The sequence below is a fragment of the Acinetobacter sp. ANC_7635 genome (assembly GCF_056779945.1).
This window is the reverse complement of record NZ_JBWYIS010000001.1, coordinates 219,339-235,189: the sequence shown is the minus strand read 5'-3', so window position 1 is coordinate 235,189 and position 15,851 is coordinate 219,339. Positions and strand designations below refer to the sequence as shown.

Sequence of the window (15,851 nt, the reverse complement as noted above, 5' to 3'; positions counted from 1 at the left end):
CAAAAAATAAAAAGGGTGCAAACTGAGTTTACACCCTTTTAAAAACTGTTAAAAATTAGCCGCCAAACATTGCAAATTTCAGCGCCCATAATACTGCGATAATCCATACCATGTATGGCACCGTAGATGCTTTACCTGTAAGTAACTTCACCAACGCATAACTGATAAAGCCCATGGCAATACCATCAGCGATTGAGTAAGTGAACGGCATAAACACGATCGTTAAGAAAGCAGGAACCGCTTCAGTAATATCATCCCAATCAATATGTGTAATACCCTGAATCATCAATACCCCTACAAAGAGTAAGGCTGGTGCAGTTGCAAATCCAGGAACAGATTGAGCCAACGGTGCTAAGAACAAACAAGCAATAAAAAGTAAGCCAACTATTACCGCTGTAAGACCTGTACGCCCCCCTGCTGCTACACCCGCAGAAGACTCAATATATGGTGTCGTTGATGATGTACCTAATGCAGCACCAGCAACAATCGCTGAAGAGTCGGCAAACAGAGCTTTCTTCAAACGTGGTAATTTACCATCTTTGAGTAAACCAGCACGATGTGAAACACCGACCAGCGTTCCTGTTGAATCAAATAGATCAACTAAGAAGAACACAAAAATTACACCGATTAAACTTGCGGTAAATAAGCCTTCAAAATCCATTTGCATGAATGTTGGTGCAATTGAAGGAATTTGACCAATCACACCTTTAAATTCACTCAATCCTAGGAATGTTGAGATTGCAGTCAGCACTAAAATACTAATGATAATCGCACCACGTATTTTAAAGTGATGCATAACAACAACCATCAAAAAGCCGAATAAGGCTAAGAGAACGGTTGGTTGTTTTAAATCACCTAAACCCACTAGAGTTGCAGGATTATCCACAATGATGCCAGCATTTTTCAAAGCGATTAAAGCTAGGAATAAACCAATACCACCACCAATAGCCAATTTTAAAGACATTGGAATGGCATTCACGATAGCTTCACGAATTTTAAACATACTGATCGCGATGAAGACCAGACCAGACACAAATACCGCAGCTAAAGCGGTTTGCCAAGGCACACCCATTCCTAAACATACCGAATAGGTGAAATATGCATTTAAGCCCATACCCGGAGCCAATGCGATTGGGTAATTGGCAATAATACCCATGACAAAACAACCAATTGCTGCTGCCAAACATGTCGCAACAAATACCGCACCATGATCCATTCCTGTTTCAGACAGAATCATTGGATTGACAATGATGATGTAGCACATTGTCAGGAATGTCGTCATCCCTGCAATCATTTCAGTTCGAAAAGTTGTTTTGTTTTCGCTTAGTTTAAATAAGCGTTCAAGCAAACCCGCTGAAGAATTTGGATTTGTCATTGTCGAGCCCCTGCTTAAGATCGAGCGAGTCGTAAAAATTATTTAGATCATTTATTCAATGATTCATTGGCAAATGTAGCTCAGATGACGCATTCAATAAACGTACCAAAATGACATTTCCGATAAATTGAAGCACAATTAAAAAAGCTGCAATAAAGCAGCTTTGATATGATGATCTATCAATTGAACAGTCGCTAGACAATTCGATCTATCGGGATATATTTTTAATTATAACATAGACTGAATTTGAAGGGCTGAATACACAGTCATAGGTTATAAAACGCTAAAATTTAATCTTTATTTAAATCACGTTAAAAAATATAAATTTAAATATACCCCTTAAAAAATCACTGATGATTTTTAGATCATTTAATTTTAAATGGTAGAGTAAATTAAGCTTGCTAACAGTGAATACTTTCTAAATTTGCACTCTTACCGATCAATATGAACATTATTTCATTTGGAGGTATTCCCAAATTAGGTAACCTAATCCAAAGCCCAAACAGGAATACGCAGTAATAATAAAGAAAACGAAACTTGCTTTATTCTTTTTTTTCAAGAAATTCATAATGCTCGCCTTAAGTTAACTCGTCATGCACTATGATAATGCATTTAGCTAATAATACCAGTTAAATAGAATTATTTCCCTTAAATATCAATAAATTACTATTTTTAATAAATACTATCAGTACTTTTCATAACAACTTCATTTTATGATAAAAAATTGAGCACCCTAACTAGATGCATCGATTTGCTGATCTTTAAAATAAAAAGGCCACTCTTCATAGTGGCCTTTCATTCGATCAGTTTTGTTGAGAAACAAAACGCGCTCTGGCAGCATGAAGCTTCTTATAGCTCTCAATAAGTTTTAAATGACGATCGAGACCTTCAAGTTGCATATTGGTTGGCGTCAATCCATAAAAACGCACATCACCTTCGATTGAGCCTATTGCAGCATCGACTCTCTCATCACCAAACATACGTCTAAAATTCGACTCGTAGTCTTCAATTTCCATCTCTTCATCTAACAATACTTCTAAAACGACATCCATGCATTGATAGAATAAACCGCGCTCTACAGTATTGGTGTTGTATTGTAAGAACTGTTCTACTTGGTCTTTCGCTTCTTCGAAATTTTCCAAAGCTAAGTTAATTAATAGTTTTAATTCAAGAATAGTTAACTGACCCCACACCGTATTATCGTCAAATTCAACACCAATCAAGGTAATAATATCGGTATAGTCATCCACTTCAACTTCTTCAAGTTTCTCTAGCAAAGCTTCGAGCTGTTCATTATCTAAACGATGTAAGTTAAGAATATCTTCTCTAAAGGCTAAAGCTTTATTGGTATTATCCCAAACCAGATCTTCAACCAAATACACCTCAGAATATCCTGGCACCAGAATTCGGCATGCAGTTGCACCTAAATGTTGGTATACAGCCATGTAAACTTCTTTACCCATCTCTTTTAGGATATTGAACATCTTTTCAGCTTCTTCAGCGTTTGTATTTTCACCTTGACTGGTGAAATCCCACTCTACGAAATCATAATCAGATTTCGAACTGAAGAATCTCCAAGACACAACACCCGATGAATCAATAAAGTGTTCCACAAAGTTATTTGGTTCTGTCAGGGCATGGCTATTGAAAGTAGGACGTGGTAAGTCATTTAAACCTTCAAAACTACGACCTTGTAAAAGTTCGGTAAGGCTGCGTTCCAATGCAACTTCAAAGTTTGGATGAGCCCCGAATGATGCAAAAACACCACCCGTTCTTGGATTCATTAATGTCACGCACATGACTGGGAATTTCCCACCTAATGAAGCATCTTTGACCAGCACTGGAAAACCTTGCTCCTCAAGCCCCTTAATACCCTCAACTATTTTTGGGTACTTTGCTAGAACATGTTCAGGTACATCTGGCAGGGTAATTTCACCCTCTAAAATTTCGCGCTTCACTGCTCGTTCAAATATTTCAGATAAACATTGTACTTGTGCTTCAGCCAAGGTATTTCCTGCGCTCATACCATTTGACAGATACAAATTTTCAATCAAATTTGAAGGGAAATATACAATCTCACCATCCGACTGGCGTACAAAAGGTAACGAACAAATACCTCTCGCAGTATTGCCAGAATTTGTGTCGTACAGATGTGTGCCTAATAATTCATCTTCAGGATCGTAAATTTCAAGTGTATATTCATCTAAAATTTCTGATGGCAATTCACCATTTGGACCTGGTTGGAACCACTTTTCATCAGGGTAATGCACAAATTCAGCATTTGCGATTTCTTCACCCCAAAATTGGTCGTTATAGAAGAAATTACAATTCAAACGTTCAATAAACTCGCCTAATGCAGATGCTAAGGCACTCTCTTTCGTTGAACCTTTACCATTGGTAAAACACATTGGCGCTTGTGCATCGCGAATATGTAAAGACCATACGTTTGGCACTATATTCCGCCAAGACGCAATTTCAATCTTCATCCCTAAGCCCGCCAAAATTGCAGACATGTTGGCAATCGTTTCTTCAAGCGGCAAATCTTTGCCCGGAATAACAGTCACATTTTCCTTGGCAATATTTGGCATAAGTAAAGCTTGAGCATCCGCATCAATGCTTTCAACTTCCTCAATAACAAACTCAGGACCTGTTTGAATGACTTTTTTTACAGTGCAACGGTCGATTGAACGTAAAATACCTTGTCGATCCTTCTCAGAGATATCTGAGGGTAATTCGACTTGAATTTTAAAAATTTGTTTATAACGGTTTTCTGGATCAACAATATTATTTTGGGATAATCGAATATTTTCTGTAGGAATATCTCGTGCAGCACAATACACCTTTACAAAATAAGCTGCACATAATGCTGAAGACGCAAGAAAATAGTCAAATGGGCCTGGTGCAGATCCATCACCTTTATAACGAATAGGTTGATCGGCAATAACCGTGAAATCGTCGAACTTTGCTTCCTGTCGAAGATTGTCGAGATAATTGACTTTGATTTCCATGCGGGCACCTACAGAACTTATCCAAACAGCTAGATAAGTTAAAAATAAATTAAAACGCATTGTAATCAGAAATGCATGCAAATTGAATGAAAGTTTTCTAGATCCTCCCCTTAAGCTCTCTCTAATTGGGCGTAATCAGTGTTTTATTTACAAAAATTTTAACAAAAAAAGCTGGTACCGAAGTACCAGCTTTTTTAATCCGCCAAACTGAAATTCAGTTCAACTTAAGTGTTATTAGATGCTTGCAATAGCAGCATTTAAAGTTGCACTTGGACGCATAACTGCATTTACTTTCTCTGGATCGATTGCGTAGTAACCACCGATATCAACAGATTTACCTTGAACTTCTGCAAGTTCAGCAACGATCTTCTCTTCATTTTCAGCTAAAGTCTTCGCTAAAGTAGAGAATGTCGCTTTTAATTCAGCATCTTCGTCTTGAGCTGCTAATTCTTCAGCCCAGAACTTCGCTAAATAGAAATGGCTACCACGGTTGTCTAACTCACCTGTACGACGTGATGGAGATTTGTCGTTGTCAAGTAATTTACCAGTTGCAGCATCCAATGTTTTCGCAAGAAGTTTAGCTTTAGGGTTGTTTTCTTTAATACCAAGCTCTTCAAGTGAAACAGCGAGTGCAAGGAACTCACCTAAAGAATCCCAACGTAAGTGGTTTTCTTCAACAAGTTGTTGTACGTGTTTAGGTGCTGAACCACCTGCACCAGTTTCGTACATACCACCACCCGCCATTAAAGGCACGATAGACAGCATTTTCGCAGAAGTACCAAGCTCCATAATTGGGAACAAGTCAGTGAGATAGTCACGTAGAATGTTACCCGTTACAGAGATTGTATCTAGACCACGAGCAACACGTTCAAGTGTGTAACGCATTGCACGTACTTGAGACATGATTTGGATGTCTAGACCATCTGTATCGTGATCTTTTAAGTATTTTTGAACTTTCTTGATCAATTCGTTTTCGTGTGGACGGTATGGGTCTAACCAGAAGATTGCTGGCATACCAGAGTTACGTGCACGTGTTACAGCTAGTTTTACCCAGTCGCGGATCGGTGCATCTTTCACCTGACACATACGCCAGATATCACCTTCTTCCACGTTTTGAGACATTAATACTTCGCCAGTTTCGATATCTGTGATGTTAGCAACACCAGCTTGCGCGATTTCGAAAGTTTTGTCGTGTGAACCGTATTCTTCAGCTTTTTGAGCCATTAGACCAACGTTAGGTACAGTACCCATTGTACGTGGGTCAAAGTTACCATTCCACTTACAGAAGTTGATCATTTCTTGGTAAATACGTGCAAATGTAGATTCAGGCATTACTGCTTTACAGTCGTAAGGCTTACCGTCAGCACCCCACATTTTACCACCACCACGGATCATTGCAGGCATAGAAGCATCTACAATCACGTCGTTTGGAGAATGGAAATTAGTGATACCTTTTGCTGAATCCACCATTGCTAAAGCAGGACGGTGTTCTTGACATGCGTGTAGATCTTCGATGATCTCTTCACGTAAAGAAGTCGGTAAAGTTTCGATCTTCTCGTAAAGACCAGCCATACCGTTGTTTACGTTAATACCTAGTTCGTCGAACAGTTTACCGTGTTTTTCGAACGCTTCTTTGTAATAAATCTTCACACAGTGACCGAATACGATCGGGTGTGAAACTTTCATCATGGTTGCTTTAACGTGTAAAGAGAACAAGATGCCCGCTTCTTTACAATCATCTAATTCTTTTTCATAGAAGTCGCAAAGCGCTTTCTTGCTCATGAACATAGAATCGATGATTTCGCCGTCTTGCAATGCAACTTTGTCTTTAAGAACGATGGTTTCACCAGAATTCGTGATCAGTTCCATTTTCACATTGCGAGGACGATCTAAAGTCATAGACTTTTCGCCGTGATAGAAGTCACCCTCATCCATGTGAGAAACGTGAGTTTGTGACCACTGTTTCCACTCACCCATAGAATGTGGGTGTTTTTTCGCATAGTTTTTAACAGCAGCAGGCGCACGACGGTCAGAGTTCCCTTCACGCAATACAGGGTTTACTGCTGAACCTAAGCATTTACCAAAACGTGCTTTGAGTGCTTTTTCTTCTTCAGTCGTAGGATTCTCAGGATAATCTGGAATTGCATAGCCTTTTGATTGAAGCTCTTTGATACATGCAGTCAACTGAGCTACAGATGCACTGATGTTTGGAAGTTTGATGATGTTTGTGTCTGGATCTTGTGTAAGACGACCTAATTCTGCAAGATTGTCTGATACTTTCTGCTCTTCGCTAAGGTATTCAGAGAATTCAGCGAGCACGCGTGCTGCAACTGAGATGTCAGTTTTTACAATCTCAACACCAGCAGGCTTAGTAAAGGTCTCAATGATCGGCAGTAGTGAGTAAGTCGCCAGTAATGGCGCCTCGTCGGTCAGTGTGTAGATGATAGTTGACTTTCCACCAGCCATATATAGCCCCTTGCTTTGGATTGAGTTACAGAGCACCGAACTTTTGGTCCAGTCTCTTAGAACCGATTTGCTTAAATTAAAACGTTGAGAGTATCGTTCTTCGTCGCATTTCAGTCAATGAAATAAGCTTTTAGTACGCTATTTTGATGAAATAACATACAAAATAGTATCCATCTTTAGTTTGATAATACTGTATGAATTTCATTATTTCTGAATGAAAAGTGAAGAACTGGTAATGAACGTTGATCTCAACTTCCCTGTAATATGAACATTATACGTGTCTCATATTTAAACAGGATGGCAAAAGCGTACATTTCGGACGTTATTGTAAGTGTTAATGTACAGGTATATTAATAAATTACAGAAATACCCAATATTTAGATTAAAGCATTTTGGGTATTTATACTTAAAATATATAATTTAATATCAAATTTAGAGATTTTTGAAACGCAATTTTTCTTGATAGAGCAAGTGATAACGAATACTTTACTTTTAAATAAAGAAGTACTTTTAAATAAAGAAGTAATATCTTGCTTACGAAAAAAGGGCTTAAGTAAAATACTTAAGCCCTTTTTTTTAATCTTGGTAGGTATATCCAGACTCGAACTGGAGACCTCTACGATGTCAACGTAGCGCTCTAACCAACTGAGCTATACACCTAGAATGCTTCGCATCTTATGCAAAAATCACTTGGCTGACAAGCCTTTTTCATATTTAACCAAAAGATATGAACAAGTTTTAATCATTGACTTAAAATTTGCGAACTCTTGTTTAGAAATACTCGATTGTGAATAACTTAAGTGCTCGTACAGAATGATAATTTCGAGGAAAACAGCTCTATCATTTTGACTTAAAGGTGATGAAATTCTTTCTAACCATTGTCGAACCGTTTCGTAAGAATAACGGCGATTGTGAAGTCCTAATTTTCTATTAAAAACTTGAAGTACCCAATCGATTTGTGAATAGTGTTTTCTTTTTTTCCTCAACATCCATAGTGCATAACATCCTAATATGATCAGTGAGCCTGCAAGGATAATCACAAACACTGAAGCAACTGAATGAATTCCAAATTTTGTCATCCAACTCTGTTGTTGATCAGCGTTATATCCAACAACTTTACTTTGCCATTGATAACTTGCGTAATCACTCCATACGCGAATTTTTGTCAAAAAAGGATATTTTGCAACTGACCAATTTTTATTCTCAGAGTAAAGTGTTTGATTATTTTGCATTAAACTTTGCATTCCCTGGTCAATACGCTCTGGAGCAATCATTGCAGTGGGATCAATCCTCTGCCATTGACCTCCAAAATATACCTCAGTCCAAGCATGTGCATCTAACTGCCTCACTTCCCAACTCTTTTGGTCTGGTGCAAACTGACCTCCTTGATAACCTGTCACGACGCGGGCAGGAATACCGACATAACGCATCAACATGACAAAACTAGAAGCAAAATGCTCACAAAATCCTTGTCGTGAATTAAACATAAATGCATCTATCCGATCACCACTCAAAACACCGGGAGATAAAGAATACTGAAAGCTATTTTGCTTAAACCAGTCTAAAACTTGCTGGATATAACGCTCTGGCTGCTCTCCACTTTTAATAAATAAGTCCCACGCTAAACTTTGACTTTTGATATCACGCTGATGGAGATACTGGGTGTAATACTGAATTTGAAACTGACTAAGTTCATGATTTATTTTCATCCCACGCCCTAACCAAACTAAGTTTATAGGTTGAGCCGTTTGAATAGGTCGTTGAGCTGAAATACCACCGTCATAACGGAGATAATAATTTCGTTGTTGAGGTACAGATTGCTCTAATCCCATAATCCATTCTACAGAAGGATCTTTAGCCAAATACTGATATTCAACTTTTTGATTTAAATTAGAAAGTTGATAAGAGTTTAACTCGTTTAACCCTCTATTAAATCCATGACTCGTCCATTTTTGACCATCATATTGATCTAAGACCAAAGCTCGCCAATACATTTCTGAACGAGGCGGTAATTTTGTGATATCACCAATAATACGAAATGCTAATTCATTTGACTGAGACAGCTCAGCAATGTCACCTGGGGACATGGAATCACTGATTCCTGTCATCCCCTTATTTTGTTGAATCGGGATATGCCAAAGCGGAGGTAATCGTGGGAAAAAAATAAAGAGCAATATAAAAAAAGGAATTGCCAATCCGATGAATTTACCGACATGAATGACATCGTGCTTTAAGCCATTTTTAGTTTCAGGAGTGGACAGAAACTCCGCAGTTTGAATTCTATACAGTCCTACAAAACAGCTCACTAAGCACAGTACCACTCCCAAAGCAACATACAACGTTTGACTGTATAAAAACGTACTTGCCGCCACGAATAAGGCAAAATTAAAAACGATGATCAAATCACGTTTTTTTTGGGTTTCTAATGCTTTTGCAAATAGAAAAGTTGTCAGCGATGCTACCCCAGCCTCAACACCAACAAAAGTATGGTAATGCAGATAAATCGCGCCAAGTGCAATTGCTGTAAAACTAAATTTTATTGCTTTGGAGACATTTTTTTTACTTTTTTGAATATGCCATAAATATATAAGCTCAATACAGAGCACCAAAATTAAAGCATAAGGAAGATAAATAATCTGGATAAATAAAATGAGTGCCAAACTCAATAGCATGGATTGTGAAACTTTAGGATGTACCATATATCTAAACCTATTTTCTATTTCACACTTTATGCCTGAGCAAGCAGAATTTTAGCCTGCTTGATATGCTCAGCTCCAAATCCTTGATTCAGTTCGGCATGAGGTAACACCAGCTTAAAAGGAATTTGTAATTGCTCACACTGCTCCACCACACCCATCATATATTTGAGCTTTTCTTCATGCTCGACTGACGGCATATGATGATAATGAATATCAACACATCGATCCTGTTGATGCTCTTCAAAAACTTTAATATACAAACCTTGTCCACGAGCAGCCTGCTTCCAAGATACACTTTGTAATGAGTCTCCGACCTGAAAACTTCTTAATTCTTTAAACTCATCTTTTTCCTGATCCAATACAAATTCATTTGAAAAGCTTGTATTCGGATTTATTTTGGCTTGTGGCGCAATCCATGCATGTCGACCATGAAAGATATAAGTCCAAGCTCGAACAAGTCCAAATGGATACACTGAAGCAATGTGTATATCGGGATAGTTATACTGTCCTCGTTGATCAACATGAATCGGTATAACACATTCAGACTGTTTTTGGTCAATGTGAATGTGCTGTGTCTCAGAATCGATGGAGATCGATAAATAACGTGAATATGAATAAGGTTGATTCAAGTAGATTTTAAATAAAATCGAGTGCCCTACCTGTCCGACTTCATCAGTAATGATGTCTATCTCAAGACCATGCAATTGTTTAAAGGTGATATAAAAACTAATGCATAAGATCGCACTAATTAAAAAGCAGAAACCTAATATCAAATTATTGGCATAGTTAATACCCGCAATAAATGTGATCAAAATCAACACAAGATATAAGAAACCTTGCTGATAAATAAAAATCAAAATATCGCGTTGACCAATTTTTTTACTCTGCTCAAACCGAAATCTTTTTTTTAACCATTGCTTCCAGATACTGGTCACCTGCATACCCTCAAATCAATTTAACCTGATTCATTAGGGAGACCGTCTCATCCTCACTCAAGTTTAATCGATGAGCGCATACTGCTGAAAATACAGCTTTTACATCATCAGGAATGACAAAGGCTCTGGCATGCACGATCGCTCTCGCTTGTGATGCTCGTTTTAAAGCCAATAATCCACGCGTCGATAAACCATGCGCACTTTTTCGTGTTACCGCAGCCAAATCCAATAAATAGTCTTGAATTGCATCACTTAAATGGACTTGATGAGTCAAGGATTGCAATCTTAGTATTTCAGTCTCATTAAATACATGGATCAACTGTGCGATTAATTTGGCACGTGATTCTTGTTGAAGAAGTATTTTTTCTGCATGGCGAGATGGATAGCCAAGAGATAACCGCATGAGGAATCTGTCTAACTGAGACTCTGGTAGTGCATAAGTCCCGCTTTGAAAGAGTGGATTCTGAGTCGCTATCACCCAAAAAGGCTGAGGTAAAGCATAACGCTGTCCATCAATCGTGGCGTAGCCCTCTTCCATCGCTTCTAGCAATGCACTCTGTGTCTTAGGACTACAGCGATTAATTTCATCTGCCAAAAGAACTTGGGTAAAGACAGGTCCGTACTTAAATTCAAACTGATGCTCTTTTTGATTAAAAACATTTACGCCAATTACATCACTGGCGAGCATATCATTGGTAAATTGGATTCTTTGAAATGATAAACCTGATAATGATGCCAAACTACTGGCCAATGTGGTCTTACCCAATCCAGGTAAGTCTTCAAATAAAATATGACCACCTGCAATTAAACTACATAAAGCCAATTCAGTTTGCGTATTTTTATCCAAAACAATTTGATTGATTTGTTCTAGAAATAATGAAATTTTGGGAGTAAATGATTGAATCTGAGATTCTAACTCAGGCTGTATAATATCTTTTGATTGAACACTCTGCTTCATTCCCCAAATCATCATCTACATTTCCAAAACTATATATTTCTACCATACAGGTTTTTTTTATTTTCTCAAATATTTCTAATAATCAGTGTATTAAAGAATCAGTATCAAACTTAATGCTGAATAAGCTTCAACTGTGTGAGCATCTCTTCAGGTCCAATTTGAAGGCTTGAATGATTGTTTTCCGCCAGCTTGATCTGTTCAATAAAATAGCTGTTGATCGGTGCATTCCCCCCGAGTGTATTAGCAAGTCTGACCACTTCACCATTAATCCAATCAACCTCCGTCGTGCGCCCTAAATTAAGATCATCCTGCATAGATGAACGAGCTAGTGGATCAATGGCTAACATTTTGCGACTGATCAACTTAAACAACCAATTAGGAAGTCGAAGAATATGAGGAATAATGTTCGCTGGTACAGGCGTTAATTGTGCGGGTTGAATATTTGCCTGCTTTAAAATTTGAAGCGTCTCTAACTGTGCCTGAGCAAGGCACTTTCGATACATTCGATTAGTAAGTTGATTTCTTAAAGTTAAACCAGATAAAGCGTTAATCGAATTGTTCAAGTTGAATAAGACTTTAGCCCACTGTACCTCTAACATATCATCACGGAATTCAACTTGTAGTTTCGCCGCATCTAACATTATTTTTAGCTGATTATTTTCTGCAAATTTTTTTATCATTAATATTCCATCAGAACCTTGATGAAAATGAGAAGGTTTGATTTCTGCGACATTAAATGGAACCATTCCTTCCATAATCTCCCATTCTGGCAGCATTTTTTTTAACCGTGGAACATTACTCACCCCATTTTGAAAACTGATGAGACGTGGTTTATTGAGAGTATCACGGCTTCGTATTTCAGATGCCACTTGCTCTGTCGCTGCTGATTTTACACAAATCATGACTAAGTCCGTGTCTAGGACTTCTGCTAGATTTGTTGTAAGTCTTAATTGATCTGGAGTGAGCTTATGATGGTAGCCGTTTAAATCACTGAGCTCCAACCCATTTTGGCTTAATTTTTGATAGCTTCTTTCTCTACAGTAAAATGTCACCTGATGGCCTGCTGCGACCATTCTTCCACCGATATAACACCCAATCGACCCAGCACCATAAATTCCAATTTTCATGTTTTTATCCTTTGTTATTGATCAAGAGTATACGAGTTTCAGAACAATAAATTTGTCAGGTTTTATACAATTAAGACAAATAAAAAACGACACCTCAGTGCCGTTTTTTATGTAAAGCTAGAAAATTAACATGGACATTTCTTCATACCGCCTGCTGCACTTGGATAGCGTGCATCGACACAATAACGATGAAAAGTTTTTTCATCCATTGGCTCTAAGTCAGGGTGATGCTTTTTCATATGTTCTACATAGTTTTGGTAATCTGGCACACCCACCATTAAACGAAAACTTTGTTGTAGCCGCTGCCAAATCAGTTGAACTGTTTTGATTCCATTCAACATTAAAAACTTCTTCGGCTGAGCCAAAATCGTGAATTTAATGATTTTACCCAATGCTAGCTTTTGACGAATTTGTTCTTTCAAACTCATTTGGTCTCTCCTGCAGGGATTTGATCAGTATAAATTGCTTCAGCTTCTTGAGCCGTTGGCTGCGGATTTGCTAAAGCACGACGAATCACTTTAATAGCAGCAAATAACATCACCACAGCAACAATCATAAAGAATGCACATAACGCAGCATTAATCTGATTTGATAAAGCAACAGTTTGCATTTCCGCAATTGATTTCGCAGGCGCTAAAATTTCGTTTCGCTCAATAGCCGCATTGAAACGATCTGCTTGTGCCAAGAATCCGATTTTTGGATTTTCATGGAAGATTTTTTGCCAACCAGCAGTCATCGCTGTAATGAATAGGAAAATCGTTGGAACAATGGTGACCCATACATATTTTTCTTTCTTCATCTTAAACAGAATTACGGTACCCAGCATCAGCGCCATCGCAGCTAAAATTTGGTTACCAATACCAAATAATGGCCACAAACTATTAATACCGCCCAGTGGATCAACTACCCCTTGATATACAAAGAAACCCCAGCCTGAGACTGCAACGGCAGTACCAATCAAGTTGCCCACAAATGACTTAGAGTTTTTAACCGCAGGGACAACGATCCCCACAGTATCTTGAACCATAAAACGGCAAGCACGTGTTCCTGCATCAACAGCAGTTAGAATAAATAGCGCTTCAAACAAGATCGCAAAGTGATACCAAAATGCCATCATTTCTCGACTATTAAAAATTTCAGTGATGATGTGCGCCATACCAATCGCAAACGTCGGTGCACCACCAGTACGAGAAAGAATTGTGCTTTCACCAACCTCTTGAGCAAGTAGTGTTAGAGCTTCAGGTGTAACCACAAATCCTAAATTACGTACCGCCTCTGCGGCACTTTCAACCGTCGTTCCTATCACCGCAGCTGGTGAGTTAATGGCAAAATAAACGCCTGGATCCAAGATAGTTGCACAGATCATCGCCATGATTGCGACAAATGATTCCATCAACATACCGCCGTATCCGATCATCCGGATATCGCGTTCATTATTTACGAGCTTAGGTGTAGTTCCTGATGAAACCAATGCATGGAAACCTGAAATTGCACCACAGGCAATGGTAATAAATAAGAATGGGAAAAGTGATCCAGAGAATACAGGTCCCGTACCATCTACGAAGTGGGTAATTGCAGGCATTTTTAATTCAGGCATCGCAAATACGATACCCAATGCTAAACCTGCAATCACGCCAATTTTCAAGAAAGTCGATAAATAATCACGTGGCGCCAATAACAACCATACTGGTAATACAGAAGCGATGAAACCGTAGATAATCAATGCCCATGTTAACTCTGTACCAGATAAAGTGAATAATTGCCCCCAATAAGGATGTTGCGCAATGTTTTCACCATAAATGATACCGAGCATCATCAGTACAAAGCCAATGATTGAAACTTCGGCAATCTTTCCTGGACGGATATATCGCATATATACGCCCATAAATAATGCGATTGGAATGGTAGCAGCAATACTAAACACCCCCCATGGACTATTGGTTAATGCTTTAACCACGACGAGTGCAAGCACAGCTAGGATAATGATCATTACCCCTAATGCGCCAAGCATCACAATAATTCCTGCAAATGAACCCAGTTCTTGTTTTGCCATTTCACCCAGTGAACGTCCGTCACGGCGTGTAGAAATAAATAAAACTAGAAAATCTTGGACTGCACCTGCCAGTACAACACCGACTAACAGCCAAATCGTTCCTGGTAAATAACCCATTTGCGCAGCAAGAATAGGCCCAACTAACGGACCAGCACCTGCAATCGCAGCAAAGTGATGACCAAACAGAACACTTTTATTTGTAGGCACATAATCTAGACCATCCGCTAGACGGTGCGCAGGTGTTAAACGCCGAGCATTTAACTCGAATACTTTATTAGCAATAAATAAACTATAAAAACGATATGCAATACTGTAAACACAGACTGCAGCGAGTACGAGCCAAACTGCGTTGACATGTTCTCCACGACTAACCGCTAATATTCCAAAGGATACTGCACCGATTATGGCCACAATAATCCAAATCAATTTCGAAGTCATGGATGACTTCGGTTGTATTTGATCCATATCAAACCCTCATTATTTCGTATTTGCAATCAGCTCAATTTTATTATTCGTGTTACTGCTGTTTTCCCTTGCGACTATACTCCTCAATAATTCTTCTTTACCTTAGACCTTGGCATTAAAAAAGGGATGATTGTCATCATCCCTTTCGATAATAGTATAAATTTACACCATTATGCACGTTCTAAGTATTCACCAGTACGTGTATCAACACGAACGCTTTCTTCTTGTTGAACGAATAATGGAACACGTACTACAGCACCTGTTTCAAGTTTCGCTGGTTTACCACCACCGCCAGAAGTATCACCACGTACGCCTGGATCAGTTTCAACAATTTTTAATACCACGAAGTTAGGTGCATTCACTGTTAAAGGAACACCATTCCATAACATGATTGTGCATTTTTCGTTTGAATCGTCTTTCAACCATTTCGCAGCATCACCCATTGCAACTTTATCAGCCGCAATTTGCTCGAAAGTCACAGGATCCATGAAGTTCCATAGTTCGCCGTCGTTGTATAAGTAGTCCATTTCTACTTCTACGATATCTGCTGCTTCTAAAGAATCACCAGATTTAAATGTTTTTTCTAATACTTTACCTGATTTAAGGTTACGTAATTTAACACGGTTGAACGCTTGGCCTTTACCTGGTTTAACGTATTCGTTTTCCATGATTGAGCATGGGTTACCATCAAGCATTACCTTAAGGCCAGACTTGAAATCGTTCGTAGAATAATAGGCCATGAGAGGCTCACTCCAAACTTACTAA

At 38.5% G+C, this 15,851-nt stretch carries 11 protein-coding genes and 1 tRNA gene; all 12 read right to left on the bottom strand.

The annotated features are described in order from the left end of the window. Positions 1–55: 55 nt before the first annotated feature. On the bottom strand, positions 56–1,375 hold the full coding sequence (locus tag AC1M89_RS01105) for an NCS2 family permease (protein ID WP_481589776.1): 1,320 nt from the start codon (positions 1,373–1,375) through the stop codon (positions 56–58). 451 nt (positions 1,376–1,826) lie between these two features. Next, a complete protein-coding gene (locus tag AC1M89_RS01100; RefSeq protein ID WP_092766106.1) occupies positions 1,827–1,943 on the bottom strand; it encodes a hypothetical protein in 117 nt (38 codons plus the stop codon). Positions 1,944–2,178: 235 nt separating this feature from the next. Then, a complete protein-coding gene (locus AC1M89_RS01095) occupies positions 2,179–4,383 on the bottom strand; it encodes an OsmC domain/YcaO domain-containing protein (RefSeq protein ID WP_481613734.1) in 2,205 nt (734 codons plus the stop codon). A gap of 234 nt (positions 4,384–4,617) precedes the next feature. Continuing rightward, entirely contained in the window at positions 4,618–6,849 is a 2,232-nt protein-coding gene (locus tag AC1M89_RS01090; protein WP_481586658.1) for an NADP-dependent isocitrate dehydrogenase, read from the bottom strand. 583 nt (positions 6,850–7,432) lie between these two features. Next, positions 7,433–7,509 (bottom strand) — tRNA-Val (locus tag AC1M89_RS01085). Between the two features lie 26 nt (positions 7,510–7,535). Continuing rightward, on the bottom strand, positions 7,536–9,548 hold the full coding sequence (locus AC1M89_RS01080; RefSeq protein WP_481613733.1) for a transglutaminase TgpA family protein: 2,013 nt from the start codon (positions 9,546–9,548) through the stop codon (positions 7,536–7,538). A 29-nt stretch (positions 9,549–9,577) separates the two neighbouring features. Next, complete coding sequence (locus tag AC1M89_RS01075) at positions 9,578–10,483, bottom strand: DUF58 domain-containing protein (protein ID WP_481613732.1); 906 nt, start codon at positions 10,481–10,483, stop codon at positions 9,578–9,580. Positions 10,484–10,493: 10 nt separating this feature from the next. Further along, positions 10,494–11,453 (bottom strand): AAA family ATPase, encoded by a 960-nt coding sequence (locus AC1M89_RS01070; protein WP_035265922.1) that lies wholly within the window; start codon positions 11,451–11,453, stop codon positions 10,494–10,496. Positions 11,454–11,551: 98 nt separating this feature from the next. Next, positions 11,552–12,568 (bottom strand): 2-dehydropantoate 2-reductase, encoded by a 1,017-nt coding sequence (locus tag AC1M89_RS01065; protein ID WP_481613731.1) that lies wholly within the window; start codon positions 12,566–12,568, stop codon positions 11,552–11,554. Positions 12,569–12,693: 125 nt separating this feature from the next. Further along, entirely contained in the window at positions 12,694–12,996 is a 303-nt protein-coding gene (locus AC1M89_RS01060; protein WP_481588442.1) for a YbdD/YjiX family protein, read from the bottom strand. Further along, a complete protein-coding gene (locus AC1M89_RS01055) occupies positions 12,993–15,086 on the bottom strand; it encodes a carbon starvation CstA family protein (RefSeq protein ID WP_035265853.1) in 2,094 nt (697 codons plus the stop codon). Before AC1M89_RS01055 ends, AC1M89_RS01060 begins: the two co-directional genes overlap by 4 nt. A 170-nt stretch (positions 15,087–15,256) precedes the next feature. After that, positions 15,257–15,826 (bottom strand): elongation factor P, encoded by a 570-nt coding sequence (gene efp, locus AC1M89_RS01050; RefSeq protein WP_035265851.1) that lies wholly within the window; start codon positions 15,824–15,826, stop codon positions 15,257–15,259. Between the last annotated feature and the right edge of the window lie 25 nt (positions 15,827–15,851).